This is a genomic window from Proteus sp. NMG38-2 (genome assembly GCF_020640995.1).
Taxonomy (GTDB): Bacteria; Pseudomonadota; Gammaproteobacteria; order Enterobacterales; family Enterobacteriaceae; genus Proteus.
In genome coordinates this window covers 3836806-3861289 of the sequence record NZ_CP085481.1, presented here as the reverse complement: position 1 = coordinate 3861289, position 24484 = coordinate 3836806, and the positions used below count along the sequence as shown (strand labels likewise).

Genomic DNA, 24484 nt, shown 5'->3' with positions numbered 1-24484 from the left:
AACCCTAACACATATAAGTGGGGCAATCATGGGTATTATTTGTTTAATCATTGGGCTAGCGATATTAATGATCATGTGTATGAAAGGCATACATATCTTCATTTCTGTCTTTACCACCAGCCTATTTCTTGCTGTGACTGCATGGCTTGTATCACCAGATATGCTTAATCCTGTCGATGCACTGTTACAAGTGTATACCGGTGGATTAGGTGGTTATTTTGGTAGCTTCTTCTTCATTTTCGTACTTGGTGCGATTTTTGGCAAATTAACCGCTATCAGTGGCGCTGCTGATAGTGTTGCCTCTTTTATTATTGGTAAATTTGGTGAAAGAGCCGTTATTCCTTCATTAGTTGCGGCTTGTGCCATTTTAGCCTACGGCGGTGTTTCAGTGTTTGTTGCACTGTTTACCGTTTATTCGATGATGGTGAGTTTATTCCGCAAAGCGAATCTTCCTCGCAGACTTATTCCTGCTGTCTATTTTGCTGGTGCAGGTACGTTTGTGATGATAATGCCTGGATCACCACAAATCCAAAACCTTATCCCAATGAAGTTCTTAGGTACGTCAGCTACGGCCGGTTTAGTACCGGGTATGTTGACAGCATTATTCCAAGTCACCTTAGTGATTATTTATCTCACTTGGTTATTTAAGCGTGTAAAAGCGAAAGGTGAAGGCTGGGTTGAAGACGAAAAAACAGCAAAAGCCGAAGAAGGTAAAAAAGATCGTCAATTACCTAATGTGCTCGTTGCATTACTCCCTATGCTTATTTTGCTGGTCGTGCTGAATATCCTGAAATGGGACCCAGCTATCGCACTATTCTGCGCCATTATCGCCGCCTTGATTGTGTATTTACGCTATCTCGATTGGAAAAAGCTCGTACCTAATTTAGCCGCAGGAACAATGGAAGGGGTGACCTCCCTCTTTAATACGGCGGTTATTGTTGGGTTTGGGGCATTAGTGATGACCTTACCTGCGTTCAAAGAATCATTCCAAGCGATTGCTCAATCGGGTCTTAATCCACTTGTTGTTACTGCAATTTCAGTTGGTGCCTTGGTGTTTATCAGTGGTTCTGGCTCTGGTGCGCTAAGTATTGCTATGCCAATGATTGCCGCAATGTTCCCTGCAACTGTGGTTGATCAAGGCTCCTTACACCGTGTGGCAACAATGGCATCAATGAGTACAACTCCACCATTTAACGGATTGATTATTACTGTCTTTAGCGTTTGTGGTGTCAGCCATAAAGAGGGCTATGGCCCTGTAGGAACGTTAACTCTCGCTATTCCACTGTTAGCCATGATGTTTATGTTGCTGCTGTACACCTTCTTACCTGCATCCATAGCGACGATGTAGAAATAACGTTAACCCATTAATGCGTGCGATAAGACGACAAACGTGAAATCGCACGCCATAGAGATAACCCTATATATTCACAGAGGAAGATAAACATGGATTTTCAGCTAACAGAAGAACAAGTCCTGATCCGCGATATGGTCAGAGAGTTTGTTGAAAATGATATTAAGCCTATTGCTGGCGAAATTGATAAAGAACACCGTTTTCCAAGTGAAAGCATTGCACCTATGGCTGAATTAGGACTCTTTGGTTTCAATATTGATGAAAATTATGGTGGAACAGAAGCGGATGCAATTAGCTATGTATTAGCAACAGAAGAAATGGCAAAAGTCAGCGCTGCACACGCGATGATCATGGGATCACAGTGTTCATTAACTGGCCCTGTTATTCAAAAATATGCTGATGAAGAAACCAAAGCACGTATTTTACCGGGAGTGGTTTCAGGTGAACAAATTGGTTGCTTCTGTTTATCCGAACCAAGTGCGGGTTGTGATGCCGCTGCTCAACAAACAACCGCTGTTCGTCAAGGTGATAATTATGTGATCAATGGCTCTAAATTGTGGATCACTGCAGCACCTCAAGGTGCATTCTTTATCGTATTTGCCATGACTGATAAAAGTGCGGGTGTTAAAGGGATCACCGCATTCTTAGTTGAGCGTGATAACCCAGGGATCAGCATTGGTTTACCAGAAGAAAAAATGGGTATGAATGGCTCTGAAACTTGTTCTGTCAGTTTTAGTGACTGTGTTGTACCTGTTAGTGCACGTTTAGGCGCGGAAGGTAAAGGCTTTAGCATTGCCATGGAAACCTTAGATGGTGGCCGTTTAAGCTGTTCAGCTATTGCGTTAGGTATCGCACAAAGTGCATTAGATGCCACGATTGATTACACCAAAGAGCGTATTCAATTTGGAAAACCTATTGCAGCTAACCAAGGTGTGCAATGGATGCTAGTGGATATGGCTACCCGCGTAGATTGTGCTCGTATGTTGGTGTATCGCGCAGCGGCGGCAAAAATTGCTGGGCTTCCTTATACCCGCGAATCAGCGCAAGCCAAATTATACGCTTCTGAAACAGCAACCTATGTCACTCAAAAAGCCGTTCAACTCCACGGTGGTATGGGCTACACCAAATCTTATCCTGTTGAACGCCTAATGCGTGAAGCAAAACTCACTGAAATTTTTGAAGGCACAAGCGAAGTGCAACGCATGGTGATCGCTAAACATATTTTAGCGTAATGACATTGGGATTTTATTAATTTGCTCCCTTGAGCAAAACGGAGAATGTGAATTATGAAACTTATTGCCTGCTGTAAGGTTGTTCATGACGAACAAGACATCACAACGCGGCCTGATCGTACACTCGCAACTGATAATGCGGGTTTAAAAATTAGTTTATATGATTTAAATGCAATTGAAACCGCAGTAGAAATTGCCTCGGCTCTGGGTGATAGTACCGTAACTGCGCTTAGTGTAGGCACGAGTGCAATGGTAGAAAACGCGAAAATTAAAAAAGATATTTTATCGCGTGGCCCTGATGCATTAACACTTGTTGCTGATGATGCGTGCAATGCTCTTTATTCAACAGATACCGCCAATATTATTGCGCAAGCAGCACAAAAGGTGGGTTTTGATTTATTAGTTTTCGGTGAAGGATCTGGTGACTTATACGCTCAACAAACAGGTTTAGCAGTAGGTGAATACTTAGGCTTACCTTGTGTTAATGCCGTTAACAAAATCACCGTTGATGGTGACAAAATCATTGTTGAGCGTGATTTAGAAAATATCACTGAAGAGCTAGAGCTGACATTACCTGCCGTTGTCTGCGTGACATCAAGCATTAACACTCCCAAATTACCGTCAATGAAAGCCATTTTAGCTGCGAATAAAAAATCTGTTGAGAAACTTGGTTTAGGTGATATTGGTGTTGATATTTCAGCACTGACTGTCGTGCAAACACAAGTGTGCGCACCAGAACAGACTGATCGCCTTGGCATTATTTTAGAAGGTGATTCAGATGAAAATATTGCCACATTTGCTGAGCATTTACGCCAAGCGGTTAATCAATAAGGAGATTAAAAATGGCTAGTTTACTACCTACTACCTTTGTTTATGCCGAGAAAGCGGATGATTTAGCAAAGCTGATAGCGTTTGCTCGTGGTCTTGGTGAAAAAGTGAATGTGTTATTTATCGGTGATGACGAAAGCACGCGTGAATGTGTCAGCCTTGGTGCTGATTGTGTCTATTGCTTTGCGCCACAAGATGGTGTGATTGCTGAAGATTATGCGGCCTCTTTTGCTGAAATTATTAAAGAAGCAGGTGCTAATGCATTGGTTTTATTAGCATCATCAAAACGAGCAAAAGCCATTGCGGCCCGCCTAGGTGTTACGTTAAAAGCGGGTGTTGTCAGTGATGCATTAAGTCTGACTGTTGAAAACAATACCGTGATCGCAACACACCAAGTTTATGGTGGTTTAGCACATGCTAAAGCAGAAATTCGCTCACCTTATGCTATTGCTACTGTTGGTGGTGCATTAGATGTGGAAGTCATTACAGATGCTCCCAATGCATCAGTGGTACAAGGCACCTTTGTCGCCCCTGCGCATACATTAAAAGTGTTAACACGTAAGCCAAAACAAGGTAGTAGCGTTGATTTAGGTAAAGCGCATTGTGTTGTTGGTGTTGGACGTGGCTTTGGTAAGGCAGATGATATTGCGTTAGCGTCAGCATTAGCAAAAGCCCTTCAAGGTGAAGTGGGTTGCTCACGTCCAATTGCTGAAGGTGAAGGCTGGATGGAACACGATCGCTACATTGGTGTTTCAGGCGTGACCTTAGGTGCTGATGTTTATGTTGCCGTTGGTATTTCAGGGCAAATTCAACATATGGTCGGTGTAGATAGAGCAAAAATTATTGTTGGTATCAACAAAGATAAAAATGCGCCTATCTTTAATATGGTGGATTACGGGATTGTCGGCGACCTCTACAAAGTGTTACCTGCATTAACAGCAAAACTTGGCGACTAATCCCCGTCGGTCGCTTAGTGAAAGTGTGCTAAGCGACCACACATAATAAAAGGATAGAAAAGTATGTCAGACGATATTTTTGACGCCATTATTGTGGGTGGTGGACTTGCTGGTGGTACTGCTGCCTATGTTTTAGCGCAAGCAGGATGTGATGTTTTAGTGGTTGAGCGAGGTAATTTCGCTGGCAGTAAAAATATGACGGGTGGGCGTTTATACGCACATAGTCTTGAAAAAATCATTCCTAACTTTGCCGAAGAAGCCCCAGTTGAACGCCTTGTGACGCGTGAAAAGATCTCCATGTTAACGCCGACAGATGGCGTGACGTTAGATTATCAGCATACACAGCAAGAAGAGGAAGCGGCGCGCTCTTATACTGTATTGCGTTCTTCATTTGATCAGTGGTTAATGGAAAAAGCGGAAGATGTTGGCGCACAAGTGATCACGGGCGTTCGTGTCGATGAAGTATTAGTAAAAGAGGGCAAAGTATGCGGCGTTAAAGCGGGTGATGATGAAATTGAAGCCCATGTTGTGATTTTAGCTGATGGTGTTAATTCATTATTAGCGAAGCAATTAGGTATGACGCAAAAAGTAAATCCTCATACTGTTGCCGTTGGTGTTAAAGAGTTACTTGAATTTACTCCTCAACAAATGGAAGACCGATTTGGTTGCACCAATGATGAAGGGTTAGCTTGGCTTTTTGCGGGCGCACCATCAGGGGGATACTTAGGTGGTGGTTTTTTATATACCAATAAAAATACCGTTTCTTTAGGCCTAGTTTTAGGGCTACATAACGTCGATAAGTTCGAAAAAACGGTTCCTCAATTATTAGAAGATTTTAAACAACATCCTGTTGTTGCACCGCTTATCAAAGACGGAAAATTATTAGAATATTCAGCCCATATGGTGCCAGAAGGTGGCATGAATATGGTGTCTGAATTAGTGAGAGATGGTGTATTAGTGGCGGGTGATGCAGCTGGTTTTTGCCTCAATGTGGGTTATACCGTAAGAGGGATGGATCTGGCGATTGCTTCAGGTGAAGCGGCCGCAAAAGCGGTATTAATGGCGAAAGAACAAGGTAGTTATAGCCAAAAAGAATTAAGTTGTTATCAATCTTTATTAAATGACAGCTTTGTGATGAAAGATATGAAGCTATATAAAGATCTGCCTGCTTTCCTTGATAACACCAGATTTTTTACGGATTACCCACAAATGGCGGCCAATGTCATGCATGATTTATTCGTGATTAATGGCCCAGAAAAACCAGTACGTAAGAAAATACTGTCTCAAGTGAAGAAAGTTGGTGTGATGAACTTAATTAAAGATGGCTTTAAAGGAGTACGTTCTTTATGAGTCAAGTAAACGTAGACGTTAAATTAGGCGTCAATAAATTTAATGTGGATGAAGAAAATCCGCATATTGTCTTAAAGGATGATATCGATCCTGCGCAATTTGAAATCTTAATGAAAGCTTGTCCCGCAGGGCTATATAAAAAAGATGAGAAAGGGCAATATCTTTTTGATTATGCGGGGTGTTTAGAGTGTGGTACTTGCCGTGTGTTATGTGGTGAGACGATTTTAAAGAAATGGGAATATCCGTGTGGCACACTAGGCATTGAATTTCGTTACGGCTAATGAAATAGATCTTTTTCCCCTCTAGTGTAACCTCCAAAATTTAAACTAGAGGGGGATAAGTATTCTGGGTACATATTGATTCATATACGAACCATAATGCTTGTAATGATACTTATATAACCCATAATTTTGTTTTATAACTTATCTCAACGAGTGTATTTTTCGATACTCTGAAGGTGTCATAAAAAATTCAGATTTAAATTTTCGGCTTAAATTAGAAATATCACTAAACCCACATTCATAAGCCAGTTGTGTAATATTTTTCTCTGCTAAAAGCGGGTTAACTAACGCTATTTTATAATTCTCAAGACGCTTTTGGTAGATCCAACGAAGTACAGATGTATTTTGTTCTTTAAATAGCATCTGTAAATAGCGGACTGAGATCCCACACGCATTAGCACATTCATTAACACTTAAATCGGGATCGGAAAGATGTTGCTCAAGATAGTGCTGAGCAAAATAAAACAGTGTTGATCTTCCTAAGCTTTGCGGTGGTGTCGCAATACTAAATTCGCTAAAGGCTGAAGTAATTAAATTCAATAAAATATCAGCAAGTTGTTGTGCATGTTGTGGTGGCATTGAATCCAAAAATGGAATATAACGCATCACAAAACTATAAACGAGAGAGCCGGTAATGCTATTACCGCGTATTGCTCTTGCCGTAAGATTTTGCGTATTACCTAAACGTGATGCTAGCTTCTCCCTTGGGATAAGGATCTTAAATAACGAGTAGTCGTTATCAAAAGACCAGGATACGGGTCTTGCCATATCAAAAATACAAAAGTCGCCTTGTCGCAGAAATGCCGTTCTTCCATCTTGAGTTAGATGGCTGGTTCCTGAACGCTGTATCTCAATTTGAAAATGTTCTTCTAAGCTCAGTTTATGGCTCAAAGGACGGCTACTTGCCCAGTGTCCATTAGACTCTAACTGAATAAAGCGCATATTTGTCACCTGCTGCTCGACAATATTGGCATAAAATCGAGAATGAGGAGGCAATTCGACTTCATTGCATTCATAAGACGATAAAAAGCGGTCTTTTATTGTATCCCTGAATACGGAAAACCGATCTACGTCAGGGAGTTCCCGAGTCGTAAACATGCTTTTCATAGTACGCCCACTTTTATTGAAAGTATTTTTGTTGTGTTGCCATCAATCTAGTATAAAAAACAACTTAAACTAGACGGAAATAGAATAATATTTTTTATAACTTTAAACTTAAAATAGTACATTTAAATAATTATTAGCGAAGATAGTTATTATCTTTTTTGTTAATAAATTGAAGGTAATATATTTAAAAATTTTTAATTTTTTAAATTAAAGCCATATAAATAATATAATTAATTTATAGCATTTTTGATGCTATCATTTCTATGCTATTAATCCTAAGTTAATTTCCTATCTTTAGAGAGAGATCTCATAAATGGATTAAGAGTGATTATTATTAATGTCTTATTTATTTCATTCTTTTCAGAGTGTGAGTTAATATGGATTTTATGTACATAATAGAATTGGTTGTTAAATAATTTTGTTTTTTTTATTGTTAATCATATAATTATTAATTATATAAAATTAAATTAATTTTTTATAAATTTAAGTATTAATAGTAAATATATTTAATCTTAATGACGTTCACGTTTTCACTTGTTTTGAAAAAATCAATATTGTGAACGTGAAATAGGTTTCTCGATTTATAAACATTATTTATGTAGTATTTAGCCCACTAAAATTAGTGGGCTGAAAATGAATATTTTCTATCTTTAACGTAGACCTTGCACACTTTCCACTAAATTGGCTAACTGTGATACTACGCGGTCGCCAATATCGGCATTATCACCACCCAATGCTTTATTGCGCATAAAGTCTTTCTTGATTTGTTGCCAACGAATAGCGTCTTTTTCAGTTAGTTTTCCACGTAATTCAGCGAGTTTTAATAAATTTTCTTCGGCTCCAGTTGTCAGCAATTGTGCTTCACCAAGATAATGATCGTCGAGTAAGCGTTCAATCTCTTCATCATTCATTACCGCAGAGACTTTTTCACTTAATTTATTCATATTGCGGTAGCTGCCTTGCAAACGGAATGCTGGCTCTGTGCGATATTTATCTGATTGTGCCGCACTGGCGATATATTGCTGATTTACTTTTAAAATGACATTGCGTAGCGTAATTAAGTGTTTAAGCACCATTACAATTTCATTAATTTCAGCATCAGAATAAGGATAACTTAATGTATTGGTAGAGACAGATTTCCCCATCGCCTTATCAACTAAAATATAGAGATCGTTAAGATCACGTAGTGCAAGCGGTGCCAATACCGCATTCGACGTTAAGCTATTTTCGATATAACTCAGGGCAAAAGCATCGTCCATACCACCTAATACTTCACCTAAGTTATAAATATCAGCTCGGTTAGCCAACATATCAGGAATACGGAAGACTTCACCTGATTCGGTGTAAGGGTTACCTGCCATGACGACACAGAATTTTTTACCCCGCATATCATAGGTTTTGGTTTTTCCTTTCCATACCCCTTCAATACGTCTTGTTCCATCACAGAGCGAAATGAACTTTTGTAAGAATTCAGGGTGAGTATGCTGAATATCATCCACATACAGCATAACGTTATTACCCATTTCTAATGCTAAGTTGAGTTTTTCAAGCTCTTGTCTCGCTGTTGCGTTGGGCGCTTGTTCGGGATCGAGTGATAGCACGTTATGTCCTAATGCAGGGCCATTGATCTTCATAAAAATAAGACCTAAACGTGCGGCTGCATATTCCATTAATGTGGTTTTGCCATAACCCGGAGGGGAGATCATTAATAATAATCCCATTAAGTCGGTGCGTTTACCTTCGCCTAATGCACCAATTTGTTTTGCCATATTGTCGCCAATAATCGGTAAATAGACATCGTTAATCAGCTTATTACGGACAAAAGAGCTTAATGGTTTGGCTTTAAATTCATGCAGTTTTAAGCGTTCACGTTCATCGCTGACTATTTTTTGACGCAGTGTGAGATACTGTCGGAATGCAGGAATAAAGTTCTTTCTTTGCCCGCGCATTCGGCTGAAATAGTCATCTAAACTGAGTGATAATGCTTGGTTTTCAATGGTGGAGTGAGAGCCTAATAAACCCGTTACAGTGAAGTATAAATCAGCTTCACTATAACGAGCTGATGCGACTTTATCTAATATAATGATAGCGATAGCACCCGGAATATAAGGTGAGAGTTCGGCATAATCAGGCAGAGAGCACAACCCTTGTAGCCAATTTTGGATCAGCGCCCAACGCTGTGCGTATCGCGTACCTAAATTCTGTTGCGAACGATTAAAGTCTATCCACATATGGGCTTCTTCTAATCGACTTTGTAATGCAATCACTAACTCTTTAGCATATTTGCTATAAACTAATTCAATAGGTGTTCTCGCCAACGCAAAACTTAAATATTCAGAGGCCTGCATCGGTACATAGTGTTCGCACTCAATCGGATTATCATGAAGGAAGAGGCGTATATCTGCTTCGATTTCTGCTTGCAGATCGGTTAACGCATCGTCAGTATGGAATAATTGCTGAATATTCAGTGCGGTTCTTGCGCGTTCAGGCCATAAAGCGGGATATTGCTCATTTTGTTTTGTTTCCCAAAAGAGCGCAGCTATTGCGCGTGCCGTTGGGTTGTAGCGTAGAAGATCAGCACTTTCGCCAATAGGGATCAGCTTTTTCAATATGGCGATCGCATCGTGATCGTGGATCCCTTTTTCATAGCCTTCTTTATAACGTGGGGTTGCAAAATCACGCACGAGTTTTTCCAGCTTTTCTGGAAGAGTGAGTGCTTCTTTTAGCGTTTCGTAATCAAGACCATCTTGACGTTTTGCCGCTGCATAAATAATGGAATAAGCAAGGTACTCTGCACGATAAACAGTGTCCGATTCAGATTCAAGTGAGGCATTCCAATAAGGCTGTAATTGAGCAAGTTCTGTATTTTCAATCGGTTCTTGGTAATCCGTTCCTGTCAGATATAACCAAAGCTTATCTTCTTTAGGTAAGATAGTGAGATCAAGTTCTTGCGTATTAACGCTAAAGCGATGGCGAGGCCCTAATTTAATAACATTGCCACCGTCTTCAAAAATATCAGTTTTATCCCGCAGAATACGAATAGCCTGGTCGCGAGAGGATTTTAAGCGTGCATCAATATCATCAGCTTTGACGTTATCATTGATTTCTCTTAATTTTTCAATGATCTCTCGTGTTTTTAGTGATAAAGGATCTGATGCGAAAAAGGCATTTAACTCATCTTGTGACTGTAATCGAGATGTTCGACGTTGCAGATTTTCCAGTAAGCGATTGGCTGCGGTTAATAGGCTTTGTGAGCGACGTTGGCGATCATCAAGCAACACTTGTTTGTGTGACTCAAAAGTTTCTACTAACTCTTCACGTTTAGCCATAATATCATCAAGAAATTCATCATGATGGCTAAACTGACTTTCTAGCTCTTCTAATTGAACTAAAAGACGCGAAAGCTGATCGTCACAACGTTCAGGATCGGTTGCAAGGGATAAAGCATTGGTGATCCCTTGGCTAAATAAGCGAAATTGAGCACCAAATTGTGCCACGCTTTCGACGCTACTTTGTGATTTGCGTTTTTGTTGTAGTCGAGCGCGAGATTGATTGAGCTGAGCATAGATTTGTGAGATTGCATCAATAATATGCGTTTGTTGGGTAACGTCTTGGAACGTTAAAGATGCCATTAAGTTAGAAAGCATATCCAAATCAGCAGACATTTTTTCCATGTCATTCATTGGTGCATCTAGTTGTGCGCTGTTCTGGGCTTTTTCAATGAGGTTTTCAAAGGTAACAAGTTGAGCTTTGAATGGTTGTAATGCTTTATCACTGGCAAGGAAAAGTGCGGTTGCTTGTGAAACACGCTGCTGTGTTTCGGTAATTTCTGTTTCCATGGCGCTAAGCTTGGTTAAATCCATATAACGGAATTCACGCAATGAAATCAGATGCCCTCGATGGGCATTTAATAAATTCAAGCTATCAACAAATTGTTGAATATCAGTCCAACTATCGGGGAGTGTTAAGGCCAGTAGTGATTTTTGGCGATTAACCGCTTCAAGCATTGATTTCGCAGATTGCTGACGAATACTTTCCACTTTTTCATATTCATCAAGTACTAATTCACTGGTTTGAGCGATATCTTTTAATAATTTACCAATTCCTAAACAGTGTTCATCATTAAACCAATAATAGAGATCTAATAAGTTTTTAGGTTGTAAGCTGAGTTGCTCATAACGAGCAATAGAGATTTGATCACCTTCAATTTCTTTTGAAACATGCAAAATTTCAGAAATACCTCGTACTAAATCAGCATTACCAATACGGCCATAAAAACCATTACGAGGCGGTTGTTTATCGGCAAATTCTTCAGAATAGAAGGGAGTTTGCCAAACTTGCATTGGATGAACACGCGTGGCTTCTTCGCCTTCACCTTCAAACAGCACCATTTTCCCATCTTCAAGCATCGCATAGCCATGACCAACTAACGGCACAGCAAGTTTACGCTCAATCATATTGTAATTGAAAAGCGCAAGGCGACCTTGTGAAGGAGAGTAGAAAACATATAACACATCTTCGCCATTAGGCGAACGGCGTAGACGGCGGAAATACATTCCTTCCATTGGTTGATCAAAGGTTTTATATTCGCCATTTTGCAGGTAATAGCCACCCGGGAAAATAATGCCGTGATCTTCAGGTAATTGAACACAAGCTTGTCCAATTGCATCAATGCGTTGTACAGTTTGCGTCAAAATGTTGTAGACCAAATAACGCCAGTTTTCTTCGCGATACGGTAAGATTTTTAACAGAATTAAACTGCCTGTTTGAGCATATTCAATTTGTGCATCATCGAGAGATTGGTTTTTATCTAAGACGGCTTCACGATAAATCCCTAAACCATCTTCGGTATTATTTTCACATTTAACGGTTAGATCACCACCAGTCGTTTCGACAAAAACGGTATCAAGAATATTGATATGGGGAAAACGGCCATTAACCGTATCTTCACGTTGGGTTTTTGTCCATTCGAAATCGTAAGCAGGAGGGAGGGCAATATCGCGTTCACCACGATTATCAATATAGTCGATACGCTTTTTATCACTTGAGATAGCCCAGCGGAAAACACGCACATCAGTAATTCGCGCACCAATTTGAAAACTGGCAAGCAGTTTCCCATCACGCTCAACAAGTTGTAGTAATTGCGTATTTTTGTAATAAGTATAAAGCTCAGTAAAATCCTGAATAAAACGATTATCGTTTAAAAAAGTCTCTTCATAAGGGACTGCCTCAACGTCAAACTCTCCCTCGCTTTCAGTTAAACAATAAAGTGAAAAGACATCTTCAAGATGAATTTCACGTTTTAATCCAAGGAAAACGTTATAACCAAACAGTAGCCATTCACCAACACGAACAATATCTCTGGCTTGGCAGTTATTTTCAGTACGAATACGGATACGGCCAATAATATCCATTTGGCTTTGACCAAATTCATCTAAGCGATGTTGATTTAACTCAGTGGCTTTTTGATGAAGTTGTTGGCCTTGCTCAGTGAGGCGTTTGCGTAAGATTTCATACGCGCCACCTTGTGCAACGGCGCTATCGAGTATTTCCTGCTCGCGATTCGTATCCAGAATTTCAGACATGGTATAACGGATTTCCTTGGCTTAAACGATAAAAACAAGATAAAAGACATAGAGATGTCTCTATGCCTTTCGCCTCCTAAATAGCATTATTCTTCTTTAGAGGAGTCTGATTTAGTTGTCACATCTTTAATCAGCTGACTGGCACCTTTTGTTGCCATAAATCCATTAATTAAATCTTGAACTTCAGGATTTTTTAATAAAGAAGCGATATCGAGCTTTTTATCTTGTTGAGTACGGTTAATCAGTTTTTCAACGTTCTCTTTGGCAAAACTGCTTTTATCCATAAAACCATCTACCGCTTTACCTAAGCTTAATGCTTTAGAGAAGGTGTTAAAGAAGCTGCCATCACCGCCTACAATTTCAATATTGGTTTTGCTCAGTGCAGCGGCCAATACATCGGCTTGTTCGCGTGCAATTTCTTTGTTGGCTTCGATAGACGCCATAGCCTGTTCAAATTGTTTTTCAAGTTGCATACGGAACTCTTCATGTGAACGAGCCGTATCGCTAAGGTGATCCATAGATTTGAATTTATCTGTTAAACCATCGGCTTCTGCTTTCAAGCGTTGGCGAATAACTTCAGCTTGTGCTGATCCTAATTGGCCTTCACCACGCGCTTGTGCTGCGAGTTTCTCTTCAAGAATTTTCGCATCAGCAAGACCTAATTTCTCTTTTGCATTGGCTTGTTGTTCTTCACCACGCGCTTGTGCAGTAAGTTTTTCTTCTAAAATCTTGGCTTCAGCAAGACCTTGTTGTTGCTGGGCTTGTGCTTTTGCCTCCATCACTTGCGCTTCCGTTAAGCCTTTTTCTTTCATGCCTCGTGCTTCAGCTAATAGTTTTTCAGCAGTGATGTTTGCCAGTACAAGACCTTCTTTCTCTTCAGCCTCGGCTGTGGCTTGACGCACTCGTGCTTCGGCAAGACCTAATGCAGCATGCTCTGCTTCAATACCTTCTGCTAAGCGTTTCTTGGCTTCTGCTTGTTTAACAGAGGCTTCGAGTTCTGCTTTTGCCATCGTACTGATTTCTTCCGCTTTATGCTTTGCACTGGCTTCATCTGCTTCTGCTTTTTTCACTTGGCGCACTAATGATTCTTCTGCTTCAGCTTGTGCATTAATGATTGTGACTTGTTTCATACGATCCGCTTCAGATATTTCACGGACTTCTTTAATGCGCTCTTCTTCTTGTGCTACCGTTTTTTCTACAACCACGCGTTCGCGGATAACATTTGAGATGTTTTTACGTTCTTCTTCTAACGCTTTTTCTTTCTCAATCCGTTGCAACTCAACTTCGCGTTCGCGAGCAACAATTTCTAATTCACGAGCACGATTAACTCGCTCTTGTTCAATGGTGACTGCACGAGTACGATTTTGTTGTGCAACTTCCACTTCACGCATGCGGTTTTCTTCACGAATTTCAATTTCTTGCTGCGTTTGAATACGGGCTTGTTCTGCTTTTAAGCGCTCTTCTTCTTGTACACGCAAGGTTTCAGATGTTTCACGAGCACGAATATTATCGATTTCACGTTTTTGGCGTGCTTCTGCATCGGCTTGTTGGCGTTCTAAGGCCAGACTTGCTTCTCGGGTTTCCACGTTTTTCTTTTGAATAGCAAGTTCTTGGTCGCGCTCTTTTTGGTTGGTTTCAATATTATGAATGGCGGTAATTTCCGTGATTTTACGGATACCTTCAGAGTCAAAAATATTATTAGGATCAAGTGCTGATTTCGGGGTTTGTTCTAAATAGTCGATAGCAACGTCTTCTAATGCATAACCATTAAGATCTTTACCGATGACATCAACAATGCGATCACGGAAATTTTGTCTATCTTCAAAAAGTTTAGACAGTTCAAACTGTTTACCTACTGTTTTTAATGCTTCTGAGAATTTAGCACTAAATAGGGTACTGACTGCTTGGTGATCTGATGCTCTATCAACACCAATGGCTTTTGCGACTTTTAATACGTCTTCAGTGGTTTCATTTACACGTAAATAAAATGCAACGGTAATATCAGCACGTAAGTTATCTTGGCAAATCAAACCATCTTTACCACGACGATCAACCTCTAACGTTAAAAGAGAAATACGCATAAACTCTTTTTTGTAGATAACAGGATAAACTAAAGCACCTGTAAAATGGACTTTAGGTTGTGAGCTCATGTCGTTGACAATTAAGGCTGTACCCTGTGGCACTTTAATATAAAAAGCTTTAAATAATCCAAATAACCCTAAAATAATTAGAATTGCGAAGCCAACAATAGTTAAGAAAGGCATAACGAAAGCCAAATCCATACTTTTTTCTCCATAGGTTCAGACGATGCCGTCATTTTTTAATCGTATTTGTCTGTTAACTTAATTGCATTTCATCGAATGCGAATATCAGCGATGAAATTCATCTTCCGTTACGACTTGATAACTGTGAGTAGACGCGTCATAGCTAATAATAATAACGTTGTCTCCTCGTTTAATATTTTCTTGTTCTGGTGCTCTAACTTGTAAAATTAAACCTGCACCTCCATCCTCTAAAACGGCTTCACCTTTGTTTTCCGCTACATTCGCTGATCGTACTATGGCTAATTTACCTATTAATTGGTGTACTGATTTAGGCTTATTACGCGACATGAGTTTTTTGCGAATAGGTTTTAAACATACCGCAGTAAGATTAAGAGAAATAAAAGAGATAATGATTAAAGCAACAAAGCCAACTAAATAATGAATAAAATTGGTTTCAATAGCGCTGATAATCCAATAGTTAGTAAAGTAACTGATAAACCAGGCAATAAGGGTAAAAAAGGTTACAATAATCGTAACTGGGATACCGGCTAATCCTAATTTTGTTAACCAACCTGCGAAACCTGTTGCATCAACATCCAATTCACTATCAATATTAAATAAATCAATATCTAATAATCCAAAAGCAGCACAAAGCCAATAAAAAGAGATAATAATAAGTAATGCACTAAAAATAATGCTAGGAAAAGCTAGGCTATTTTGGAAAAACAAATTCATAAAGAGTTCTCTTAATTTAAGAAGAAGGTAATATCCTTGTCATATTAATATCTCTTATCATACTTTAATACGCTGAAAAAGCATGTAGTTATAATCACATTCTATATTTATTTTTTCATTTTATTTTTTATGGAAGTTAATATAACTTATTTAGATAATGATGAATAATATTCGGTATTATTGCGTATAAAATCAGATCATTCTCTAAAGTAATAATAAAAATATTTTTATCTATTACATATCATTTATTATTAACTGAATAAGTGTTTTGTTATAAAAAATAGAAATTTATTAAATAAAAACTCTATAACATTAAAAAAATGACACTAATAGTGTTGTGCATTCCATGCAGTACTATCGGTGCGATTAATGAACGAGTTCCTATTCTGATTTGGCAAAACACAACACCCACAACAAAAATAAGGATAAACGTAGTCATTGACTCATATTGAGTATGCATAGCGGCAAATAAAAGTGAAGAGATAATAATGGCAATCCATTTTCCGATATTGCCATACCACATACCCGCATTTAGTAGAAAACCTCTAAAAATGACTTCTTCAGTAATTGGAGCAATAAAAATAACTGAGAGTGCAAATAAGAAGAAGGCAAAACCTGTAATGGATTCAATTTCTGTAACCCATGAATCATCTTCAGAGCCTAAAAATAGACTAATAAAATATAATCCCACTAAGGCCAAAAAGGGGGCTTTTAGTGTACTCCATTGAAGGCGACCTAACGGCATTAATTTAATATGTTTTTGATAGGCAAGCCAAATAATTAGACAGTAGGGGAGATAAATAAAAAAACTGATCAATGAGATGATATAAGGTGATTGAAATAGTGCAACAGGAGAGGGAGTCAGTAATAGACTAAAAGATGAGAAAAAATAACCTATAAAGGCAAGTACGCAAATAAAGGAGTGATAAATTCGGTCTTTGGGAAATTCCATTTTTGTTGATCCTTGAAGTTATACCGATGAGGTAGTTCTATTTTTATCATGTTCCAAATTATAAAGGCTTTGTAAGAAAAGAGTATGAAGGAATATTTGAATTATTAGGATATAAGAAAATACTTAGATGTTTGGTTTATGTAGGAGTTGCTCTATCGTTTTCAATTATGCTTTTAGTTATCGATGAGTCAGTCGTATTTCACTCTTTTAATGAGGTGATTAATAAACACTCAACGTGTTCGACCTATGATATTTAAGAGATAATAATGGTAGCTAATTATTTTCCTTTGTGTTTTTTATAAATACAAAGATTTATATCTTAATATTGGTGTGGAAGAGAAAAGAACGATAGCGATGGTAATTAAAAATGCCATTTTTTAACATTAAGCCTTCAATTCCATTTTTCATAATCTATCTACCTGATCCTCATATGATACAAATATATCTGAACTAGCATATTACTAATAGTGTTGTATTTATTTTGATCTACTTTCTAATAGATAGGAATGAGGTAGGTAGAAAAGAGAAGCGGTATTTAGTAAGAATAACAATTAGTTTAGTCTATGAAAGCAAAAAACCAGCCCTAAGGCTGGTTTTTCTAAAGATGGTGCCCGAACTCGGAATCGAACCAAGGACACGGGGATTTTCAATCCCCTGCTCTACCGACTGAGCTATTCGGGCTAACGAGGCGCATTAAACCGTATTCAGCGTGATGCGTCAACGTCTTTTTAATAAAAAATGCAAAAATAAGTTTGTTTGCTTTCTTTTTATTCTATTCGAGTTTAAATTTTCATCATAAGCAATTTTTTAGTAAAAAGTGCTTAAATAACAATCAGTAAAGATATTCACTTTTTTGCAGATCAAAGAGAAAACTTTCTCTTTTTTTGATGATTAAATTTGATTTTTGCTACTCAGCAGAGAGAAATTGGGTACAAGCAAAAAAACAGATCATTTTTCTCGTTTTCCAACACTCAAAACTAACTTAATGCACCATTTTTACGGCATTGAGCAATCTTAAGAATATCCTCAGCCAATAATTTTGCTGTAATAATATCATCAGCATGATGATTCACCATTAAACGGCTTAAACAGCCTTCTAAGATGAGTTCCATCTGTTTAGCAACTAACTCGCTGTCTTCGATATCAAGCTCGCGTAGTAGCGTTCTAGAGTAATCAAATGAGCTTTGCTTTTGACGTTGGCTTAATTGGTGAATTTGAGAGTGCTCATCAGGGTATGCGCTACATGCTGCAACAAATAAACAACCAGGAAAACGGTTTTTCTCTAAACGTATGACCAGTTGATCATAACGGGCAAGTAACTTTTGTTCGATAGTCAGTTCTTCATCTAACATCACTTGGCGTTGCCAAATATCAATTTGCTGCCCATGATGGCGAAGACAATCAAAAATTAAGGCATCTCTATCAGGCCAAAATGGGTGAAGTTGAGATTCATTGATACCCGAATCTTGAAGAAGCTCTGGTAAAGTTGCGGCTAAGCCGTATTGCTCTAGCTTGATAAGTACGTGGTCTAATAATGCTTCACGTTGCACGGAAATCTCCTTAAATCACGTTGTCGCGAAAACATCATAATTAGCAGACTTTAACTAAAAATGAAAGCAAGAGGCGACAGGGTAAAATGAAAATACCCCATCTTGCGACGGGGTATTTTCTTGTTTTTTTATTTCTTGTAAGCGCTAGGCGCTTTTTTGCAATGTTTTAATTTTTTACTTCAAACTACAGGATCATACCGCCGAAGAGGAAACCAAATCCGACAGCTAATACCACACCAATTGTACCAGGGATAAAGAATGGGTGGTTGAAGACTAATTTACCGATACGGGTTGTACCGGTGTCATCCATTTGAACTGCCGCAACCAGTGTTGGGTAAGTTGGCAGGATGAACAGACCAGAAACCGCAGAGAAAGATGCAATTGCAGTTAATGGAGATACACCTAGTGCTAAAGCCATTGGCATTAATGCTTTTGCTGTTGCTGCTTGTGAATATAACAGTGCAGAACAGAAGAAGAAGATAACGGCTAATAACCAAGGATGGCCAGTGATTAAATCACCCGCAGTCAGTTTGATCCAATCAATGTTACTTGAAACGAAAGTATCACCTAACCATGCAACACCCAGAATACAGATACATGCACTCATACCGGCTTTAAAAGTACTTGAGTTGAGGATGGTATCAGTTTTAACTTTACAGAAAACAGTGATAAGCGTTGCAACACTCAGCATGATGATAAGAATAGCGTTAGTGGTGTTCATTAACGGTTCTTTCACAATACCTAAGCTTGGGCTGTTGATGATTGCATAAGTAACAACACAGACAACACCCAGTAAGAACAGCATTACAGATGATTTAGCACCTGGTAATGTTTCTCTACGTTCTTGGCTACCACGTAACTCAACCAGACCTTGTTCTAAACGTTCACGATAAACAGCATCATCAGATAGTTTTGAGTTAAATACCCAAGACACGATGAATGACATCAGAATGATAGCAAGGAAAGTTGCTGGTAATAAGATAGACAGTAGAGTGATGTAACTTACTGTATTACCTTCACCGACCATTGCTGGGTTTTCCATGACTGATGCCATGTACACAACTGCAGCAGAGATAGGAGATGCAGTAATACCGATTTGAGCTGCAACAACACCTGTTGATAAAGGACGGCAAGGTTTGATGCCTTGTTCTTTTGCAACTTCTGCGATAACAGGCAGTGTTGCTAGAGAAATGTTCCCTGTACCTGCAAATAGAGTTAAGAAATAAGTCACAATTGGCGCAAGAATTGTGATGTATTTTGGATTACGTCTTAACAGTTTTTCAGTTTGGCCAACAAGGTAATCTAAACCACCAGCAACCTGCATCGCAGAGATTGCGGCAATAACAGCCATAATGATGGAGATAACATCAAAAGGGATTGAACCAGGTTTAACACCGATAGCAGCTAAAACTAAAACCCCTAAACCACCGGCAAACCCGATACCAATTCCCCCAAGTCTCGCACCGAGGAAAATGGCCAGCAGAACGATAATCAATTCTACGGCTAACATAGCGTTTACTCCTTGAGATAATTAAAAAAATGAGAAAGATAAGTTAAATTTTTGTTTTTACAATCAAGTAAAAAGGCACGCCTCTTAAAGAGTCCGTGCCTTGTATTTTTAAGAGCTCATTCTTATGTTTAACAGTGTCATGTTATAAAACACAATTATTAATCATCGAAGCGTTTTGCTTTGTAAGCCGGGTTTTTTAAGTTCTCGATAGAGAAGATATCATCCAGTTGTTCTTCGGTTAATAAACCGCGTTCTAGAACAACTTCTCGTACACTCTTACCAGTTTCTGCACAAATCTTACCAACGATGTCGCCGTTATGGTGACCAATGAATGGGTTCAGATAAGTAACGATACCGATTGAGCTAAATACGAAGTGTTCACAGACGTCTTTATTCGCAGTGATACCATCAACACATTTTTCTACTAAGTTACGGCAAGCGTTGCTTAACAGAGAGATTGATTCGAACATTGCTTGACCGATTGCAGGTTCCATTACGTTTAATTGTAATTGACCTGCTTCAGCAGCCATTGTTACACAAGTGTCATTACCGATAACTTTAAAGCAAGCTTGGTTAACAACTTCTGGAATAACTGGGTTTACTTTAGCTGGCATGATTGAAGAACCTGCTTGTAGTTCTGGAAGATTGATTTCTTTCAGACCTGCACGAGGACCAGAGGACAGTAAACGTAAGTCATTACAGATTTTAGACATTTTCACAGCTAAGCGTTTTAATGCGCCGTGAACCATTACATAAGCACCACAGTCAGAAGTTGCTTCAATTAAGTCTTCTGCTGGAACACAAGCTAAACCAGTTACTTCTGCCAGTTTTTCAACAGACAGTTTTTGGTAACCTGGTGCTGTGTTCAGACCAGTACCGATAGCTGTTGCACCTAAGTTCATTTCTAACAGTAACTCAGCAGTGCGTTTCAGGTTTTTGATTTCTTCTTTCATCAGTACAGAGAAAGCGTGGAATTCTTGACCTAAAGTCATTGGTACAGCATCTTGTAATTGAGTACGACCCATTTTCAGGATGTCTTTAAACTCAACTGCTTTTCTATCAAAACCTGCTTTCAGCAGTTCGATAGATTCAGTTAATTTGATAACAGAGTTATAAACCGCTACACGGAAACCACAAGGATAAGCGTCGTTTGTTGATTGGCTCTTATTGACGTGGTCATTCGGGTTCAGGTATTGGTATTCACCTTTTTGGTGGCCCATTAATTCCAGACCGATGTTTGCGATAACTTCATTGGTATTCATATTTAATGAAGTACCCGCACCGCCTTGGAATACATCAACTGGGAATTGATCCATGTGTTTACCTGTTTCTAATACTACGTCACAGGCTTTGATAATCGTATCAGCGATTTCACGAGGAATAGTGTGAAGTTCTTTGTTTGCTAATGCTGCGGCTTTTTTCACCATTACCATACCGCGGATGAATTCTGGAACATCATTGATGGTACGATCACTGATGTAGAAGTTTTCAATTGCACGTAAAGTGTGGACGCCATAGTAAGCATCAGCAGGAACTTCTCTTTTACCTAACAGGTCTTCTTCGATACGAGTTTTATTTGACATGAGAACCTTCTTATTAAAATTTTAACTGTCTAGTTATGCGCTTGTTAATAAAATATATCGTTAACGGTTAATAATGTAATATAACTTACCGTTTTGCTTGGTACTGACACGATCATATTCGGGTTGTGAACAAATACCTTTAAGCTGGATCACTTTATACGTAAATAACGTCTAAATATTTTCTTTTTGTGATCTATCTCATGGATTTTACAGTTCTACTTCTCTTTTTAACGCCCCTTGAAAAGGAGTGTTAGGCTCCCCATTATTATGTAGATAAACTAAGAAAAAGCGAGTTCGTAAACCATCACCTTAGATGTAGTTCACACTCCTTTCTATTAATAATATGAATCTTTTTTTATAAAAAGGAGAACCAAGTGCGTTGGCTCCCATTAATTGTTATTTGTCTTCTTATCTATGTAGAAGCTGTTATTTTCGTCAATGTAGCATCTTCGATTGGCGTACTTACAACACTATTCCTTGTGGTGCTGACTTCTTGTGTTGGTGTCTCATTGGTAAAAAATCAGGGCGTAAAAAATATTGCTTCAATGCAGCAAAAACTTGCCGTGGGTGAAGTGCCTGCTGCTGAAATGGTGAAAAGCGTTTCGTTAATACTGGCGGGTATTTTATTGCTGATCCCCGGCTTCTTTACGGACTTCTTAGGTTTGCTGTTATTACTGCCACCGTTACAAGCACTGTTAGTGACAAAATTAATTTCTCGTATTCGTGTTTATTCAGGTAGTAACGGACAAAGTGGATTTTCTTCTAGTCAAAATGGCACCACTTTTGAAGGTGAGTATCAGCGCAAAGAAGATTCACCAAGTAACCAACTGAATAATAAGGGTGAAGATCAGGATAACGACCATTTTTCTGATAAAAAATAATTAGCCCAAAGCATAATCGACTAAAAAGGGGAAAATTTGAAAAAAAAACACACTTCTCCCCTTGAAGTTTTACCGGATGCCCCCACCTGTATCGTCATGGTACTGGTTCATCTTAGGCACTGGTATCAACCTTAATCCTGATATGGACTTTTTTATAGGAGCACTATTAATGAAGATTCGTCCATTACATGACCGTGTTATTGTTAAACGTAAAGAAGTCGAAGCTAAATCAGCAGGCGGTATCGTCCTTACTGGCACAGCGGCGGGTAAATCTACTCGTGGCGAAATCTTAGCCGTAGGTCAAGGCCGTATTATGGAAAACGGCGACGTTAAACCACTGGATGTTAAAGTTGGCGATATCGTAATTTTTAACGACGGTTATGGCGTTAAAACAGAAAAAATTGATAACGAAGACGTGCTTATCATGTCTGAAAGCGACATTTTAGCAATTGTAGAAGAATAATTTTTCTCTTTTAAGATCTTCTTAAACTGAACGAATTCAAAGGAAATATACGATGGCAGCTAAAGACGTCAAATTCGGTGTAGATGCTCGTAATAAAATGTTACGTGGTGTTAATGTTCTTGCAGATGCAGTTAAAGTAACTTTAGGCCCTAAAGGTCGTAACGTTGTTTTAGATAAATCTTTCGGCTCACCTGTTATTACTAAAGATGGTGTATCTGTCGCACGTGAAATTGAACTTGAAGATAAATTCGAGAACATGGGTGCGCAGATGGTGAAAGAAGTTGCTTCTAAAGCCAATGATGCGGCTGGTGACGGTACTACAACTGCAACAGTATTAGCACAATCAATTATTGCCGAAGGTTTAAAAGCCGTTGCCGCTGGCATGAACCCAATGGATCTGAAACGTGGTATCGATAAAGCAGTTATTGCTGCTGTCGAAGAACTGAAAAAACTGTCTGTTCCATGTTCAGATACTAAAGCGATTGCTCAAGTTGGTACAATTTCTGCTAACGCTGATGAAACCGTCGGTACTCTGATCGCGCAAGCGATGGATAAAGTAGGTAAAGAAGGTGTTATCACTGTTGAAGAAGGTACTGGCTTAGAAGATGAGCTAGATGTTGTTGAAGGTATGCAGTTTGACCGCGGTTATCTGTCTCCTTACTTCATCAACAAACATGAAACAGGTACAGCAGAATTAGAAAACCCATTCATTCTGTTAGTTGACAAAAAAGTGTCTAACATCCGTGAATTACTGCCTGTTTTAGAAGGTGTTGCTAAAGCTAACAAACCTCTGCTTATCATTGCAGAAGATGTTGAAGGCGAAGCACTGGCAACCTTAGTTGTAAACAACATGCGTGGTATCGTTAAAGTTGCTGCGGTTAAAGCACCTGGTTTTGGTGATCGCCGTAAAGCAATGTTACAAGATATCGCAACGTTAACTAACGGTGCTGTCATTTCTGAAGAAATCGGCATGGAGTTAGAAAAAGCAACCTTAGAAGACTTAGGTCAAGCAAAACGTGTTGTTATCAACAAAGACACTACCACAATCATTGATGGTTTAGGTGACCAAGACGCAATCAGCGGTCGTGTAGCTCAAATCCGTCAACAAATCGAAGATGCAACTTCAGATTATGACCGTGAAAAATTACAAGAACGCGTTGCTAAATTAGCTGGCGGTGTTGCAGTAATTAAAGTCGGTGCAGCAACTGAAGTTGAAATGAAAGAAAAACGCGCTCGTGTTGACGATGCTCTGCATGCAACTCGTGCAGCTGTTGAAGAAGGCGTTGTTGCTGGTGGTGGTACTGCACTGGTTCGTGTTGCTAACGCTCTGCGTGAGATGATTGGTGATAACGAAGAACAAACCGTGGGTATCCGTGTTGCATTACGTGCAATGGAATCTCCAATGCGTCAAATCGTTGCTAACGCAGGTGAAGAACCATCTGTTATTGTAAACAACGTGAAAGCGGGTGAAGGTAACTACGGTTATAACGCTGCAACTGATGCTTACGGCGATATGATTGATATGGGTATCTTAGATCCAACTAAAGTTACTCGTTCTGCACTGCAATTTGCTGCATCTATCGCAGGTCTGATGATCACAACAGAAGCGATGATCACTGATTCACCTAAAGATGACAAAATGGATTTAGGTGGCGCTGGTGGTATGGGCGGCATGGGTGGAATGGGCGGCATGATGTAATTCATCAGCTAACTGTTTTACACGAAAAACCCGAGCTTAGGCTCGGGTTTTTTTATGCTGTTTTATTTCAGAATTATCAGATAATTTGTTTTTTATATAATTAGAAACAACTTATTTCTTTACAACGAGACAATAGATCGTTTTTACTGCATCGCTT

At 39.0% G+C, this 24484-nt stretch carries 17 protein-coding genes and 1 tRNA gene; 9 read left to right on the top strand and 9 right to left on the bottom strand.

The window, feature by feature from the left end:
- Positions 1-28 precede the first annotated feature (28 nt).
- The 6 genes from LG402_RS18175 (at position 29) to LG402_RS18150 (ending at position 5998) form a co-directional block, all read left to right on the top strand.
- Positions 29-1348: a GntP family permease gene (locus LG402_RS18175; protein WP_072069069.1), complete on the top strand. Its 1320-nt coding sequence runs from the start codon at positions 29-31 to the stop codon at positions 1346-1348.
- Positions 1349-1443: 95 nt separating this feature from the next.
- On the top strand, positions 1444-2583 hold the full coding sequence (locus tag LG402_RS18170; protein ID WP_166539967.1) for an acyl-CoA dehydrogenase family protein: 1140 nt from the start codon (positions 1444-1446) through the stop codon (positions 2581-2583).
- Positions 2584-2637: 54 nt separating this feature from the next.
- On the top strand, positions 2638-3414 hold the full coding sequence (fixA, locus tag LG402_RS18165) for a putative electron transfer flavoprotein FixA (protein ID WP_227336084.1): 777 nt from the start codon (positions 2638-2640) through the stop codon (positions 3412-3414).
- 11 nt (positions 3415-3425) lie between these two features.
- On the top strand, positions 3426-4367 hold the full coding sequence (locus LG402_RS18160) for an FAD-binding protein (RefSeq protein ID WP_227336083.1): 942 nt from the start codon (positions 3426-3428) through the stop codon (positions 4365-4367).
- A 63-nt stretch (positions 4368-4430) separates the two neighbouring features.
- Complete coding sequence (locus LG402_RS18155; protein ID WP_166539969.1) at positions 4431-5717, top strand: FAD-dependent oxidoreductase; 1287 nt, start codon at positions 4431-4433, stop codon at positions 5715-5717.
- The gene (locus LG402_RS18150; RefSeq protein WP_060556296.1) at positions 5714-5998 is read left to right on the top strand and encodes a ferredoxin; all 285 of its coding nucleotides are present in this window, start codon (positions 5714-5716) and stop codon (positions 5996-5998) included. Before LG402_RS18155 ends, LG402_RS18150 begins: the two co-directional genes overlap by 4 nt.
- Positions 5999-6139: 141 nt before the next feature.
- Here LG402_RS18150 and LG402_RS18145 read toward each other — a convergent pair whose 3' ends face one another.
- The 9 genes from LG402_RS18145 to aspA all read right to left on the bottom strand — a co-directional run bounded on the left by LG402_RS18145 (position 6140) and on the right by aspA (position 21284).
- Complete coding sequence (locus LG402_RS18145) at positions 6140-7105, bottom strand: helix-turn-helix domain-containing protein (RefSeq protein ID WP_227336082.1); 966 nt, start codon at positions 7103-7105, stop codon at positions 6140-6142.
- 650 nt (positions 7106-7755) lie between these two features.
- On the bottom strand, positions 7756-12690 hold the full coding sequence (locus tag LG402_RS18140; protein WP_227336081.1) for a DNA repair ATPase: 4935 nt from the start codon (positions 12688-12690) through the stop codon (positions 7756-7758).
- An 86-nt stretch (positions 12691-12776) separates the two neighbouring features.
- Positions 12777-14972 carry a flotillin family protein gene (locus LG402_RS18135; RefSeq protein WP_166539972.1) on the bottom strand — a complete coding sequence of 732 codons (2196 nt, stop codon included), beginning with the start codon at positions 14970-14972 and terminating at the stop codon, positions 12777-12779.
- Positions 14973-15059: 87 nt separating this feature from the next.
- Complete coding sequence (locus LG402_RS18130; RefSeq protein ID WP_227336080.1) at positions 15060-15689, bottom strand: OB-fold-containig protein; 630 nt, start codon at positions 15687-15689, stop codon at positions 15060-15062.
- Positions 15690-15993: 304 nt separating this feature from the next.
- The gene (locus LG402_RS18125) at positions 15994-16641 is read right to left on the bottom strand and encodes a CPBP family intramembrane glutamic endopeptidase (RefSeq protein WP_227336079.1); all 648 of its coding nucleotides are present in this window, start codon (positions 16639-16641) and stop codon (positions 15994-15996) included.
- A 605-nt stretch (positions 16642-17246) separates the two neighbouring features.
- Positions 17247-17322: transfer RNA gene (locus LG402_RS18120), tRNA-Phe, on the bottom strand.
- Positions 17323-17618: 296 nt separating this feature from the next.
- A complete protein-coding gene (gene dicD / locus LG402_RS18115; protein ID WP_166539975.1) occupies positions 17619-18191 on the bottom strand; it encodes a division control transcriptional repressor DicD in 573 nt (190 codons plus the stop codon).
- Between the two features lie 184 nt (positions 18192-18375).
- Positions 18376-19701 (bottom strand): anaerobic C4-dicarboxylate transporter, encoded by a 1326-nt coding sequence (locus LG402_RS18110; protein WP_072069058.1) that lies wholly within the window; start codon positions 19699-19701, stop codon positions 18376-18378.
- Positions 19702-19859: 158 nt separating this feature from the next.
- Positions 19860-21284 (bottom strand): aspartate ammonia-lyase, encoded by a 1425-nt coding sequence (aspA, locus tag LG402_RS18105; RefSeq protein ID WP_109408344.1) that lies wholly within the window; start codon positions 21282-21284, stop codon positions 19860-19862.
- A gap of 374 nt (positions 21285-21658) precedes the next feature.
- Here aspA and LG402_RS18100 point away from each other — a divergent pair, with 374 nt between their 5' ends.
- From LG402_RS18100 to groL, 3 genes are all read left to right on the top strand, one after another.
- The gene (locus LG402_RS18100; protein WP_109408343.1) at positions 21659-22165 is read left to right on the top strand and encodes an FxsA family protein; all 507 of its coding nucleotides are present in this window, start codon (positions 21659-21661) and stop codon (positions 22163-22165) included.
- Positions 22166-22334: 169 nt separating this feature from the next.
- Positions 22335-22628, top strand: coding sequence for a co-chaperone GroES (locus LG402_RS18095; RefSeq protein WP_036914050.1), 294 nt, complete (start codon positions 22335-22337; stop codon positions 22626-22628).
- Between the two features lie 52 nt (positions 22629-22680).
- Entirely contained in the window at positions 22681-24327 is a 1647-nt protein-coding gene (gene groL, locus LG402_RS18090; protein ID WP_166539976.1) for a chaperonin GroEL, read from the top strand.
- Positions 24328-24484: the final 157 nt, after the last annotated feature.

What these genes read in the sequence shown, in the direction of transcription:
- LG402_RS18175 (WP_072069069.1), top strand. Translation starts at nt 29, where the DNA reads ATGGGTATTATTTGTTTAATCATTGGGCTAGCGATATTAATGATCATG.
- LG402_RS18155 (WP_166539969.1), top strand. Translation starts at nt 4,431, where the DNA reads ATGTCAGACGATATTTTTGACGCCATTATTGTGGGTGGTGGACTTGCT.
- LG402_RS18170 (WP_166539967.1), top strand. Translation starts at nt 1,444, where the DNA reads ATGGATTTTCAGCTAACAGAAGAACAAGTCCTGATCCGCGATATGGTC.
- groL (WP_166539976.1), top strand. Translation starts at nt 22,681, where the DNA reads ATGGCAGCTAAAGACGTCAAATTCGGTGTAGATGCTCGTAATAAAATG.
- aspA (WP_109408344.1), bottom strand. Translation starts at nt 21,284, where the DNA reads ATGTCAAATAAAACTCGTATCGAAGAAGACCTGTTAGGTAAAAGAGAA.
- LG402_RS18130 (WP_227336080.1), bottom strand. Translation starts at nt 15,689, where the DNA reads ATGAATTTGTTTTTCCAAAATAGCCTAGCTTTTCCTAGCATTATTTTT.
- LG402_RS18110 (WP_072069058.1), bottom strand. Translation starts at nt 19,701, where the DNA reads ATGTTAGCCGTAGAATTGATTATCGTTCTGCTGGCCATTTTCCTCGGT.
- LG402_RS18135 (WP_166539972.1), bottom strand. Translation starts at nt 14,972, where the DNA reads ATGGATTTGGCTTTCGTTATGCCTTTCTTAACTATTGTTGGCTTCGCA.
- LG402_RS18140 (WP_227336081.1), bottom strand. Translation starts at nt 12,690, where the DNA reads ATGTCTGAAATTCTGGATACGAATCGCGAGCAGGAAATACTCGATAGC.
- LG402_RS18125 (WP_227336079.1), bottom strand. Translation starts at nt 16,641, where the DNA reads ATGGAATTTCCCAAAGACCGAATTTATCACTCCTTTATTTGCGTACTT.
- LG402_RS18160 (WP_227336083.1), top strand. Translation starts at nt 3,426, where the DNA reads ATGGCTAGTTTACTACCTACTACCTTTGTTTATGCCGAGAAAGCGGAT.
- LG402_RS18095 (WP_036914050.1), top strand. Translation starts at nt 22,335, where the DNA reads ATGAAGATTCGTCCATTACATGACCGTGTTATTGTTAAACGTAAAGAA.
- LG402_RS18150 (WP_060556296.1), top strand. Translation starts at nt 5,714, where the DNA reads ATGAGTCAAGTAAACGTAGACGTTAAATTAGGCGTCAATAAATTTAAT.
- fixA (WP_227336084.1), top strand. Translation starts at nt 2,638, where the DNA reads ATGAAACTTATTGCCTGCTGTAAGGTTGTTCATGACGAACAAGACATC.
- LG402_RS18145 (WP_227336082.1), bottom strand. Translation starts at nt 7,105, where the DNA reads ATGAAAAGCATGTTTACGACTCGGGAACTCCCTGACGTAGATCGGTTT.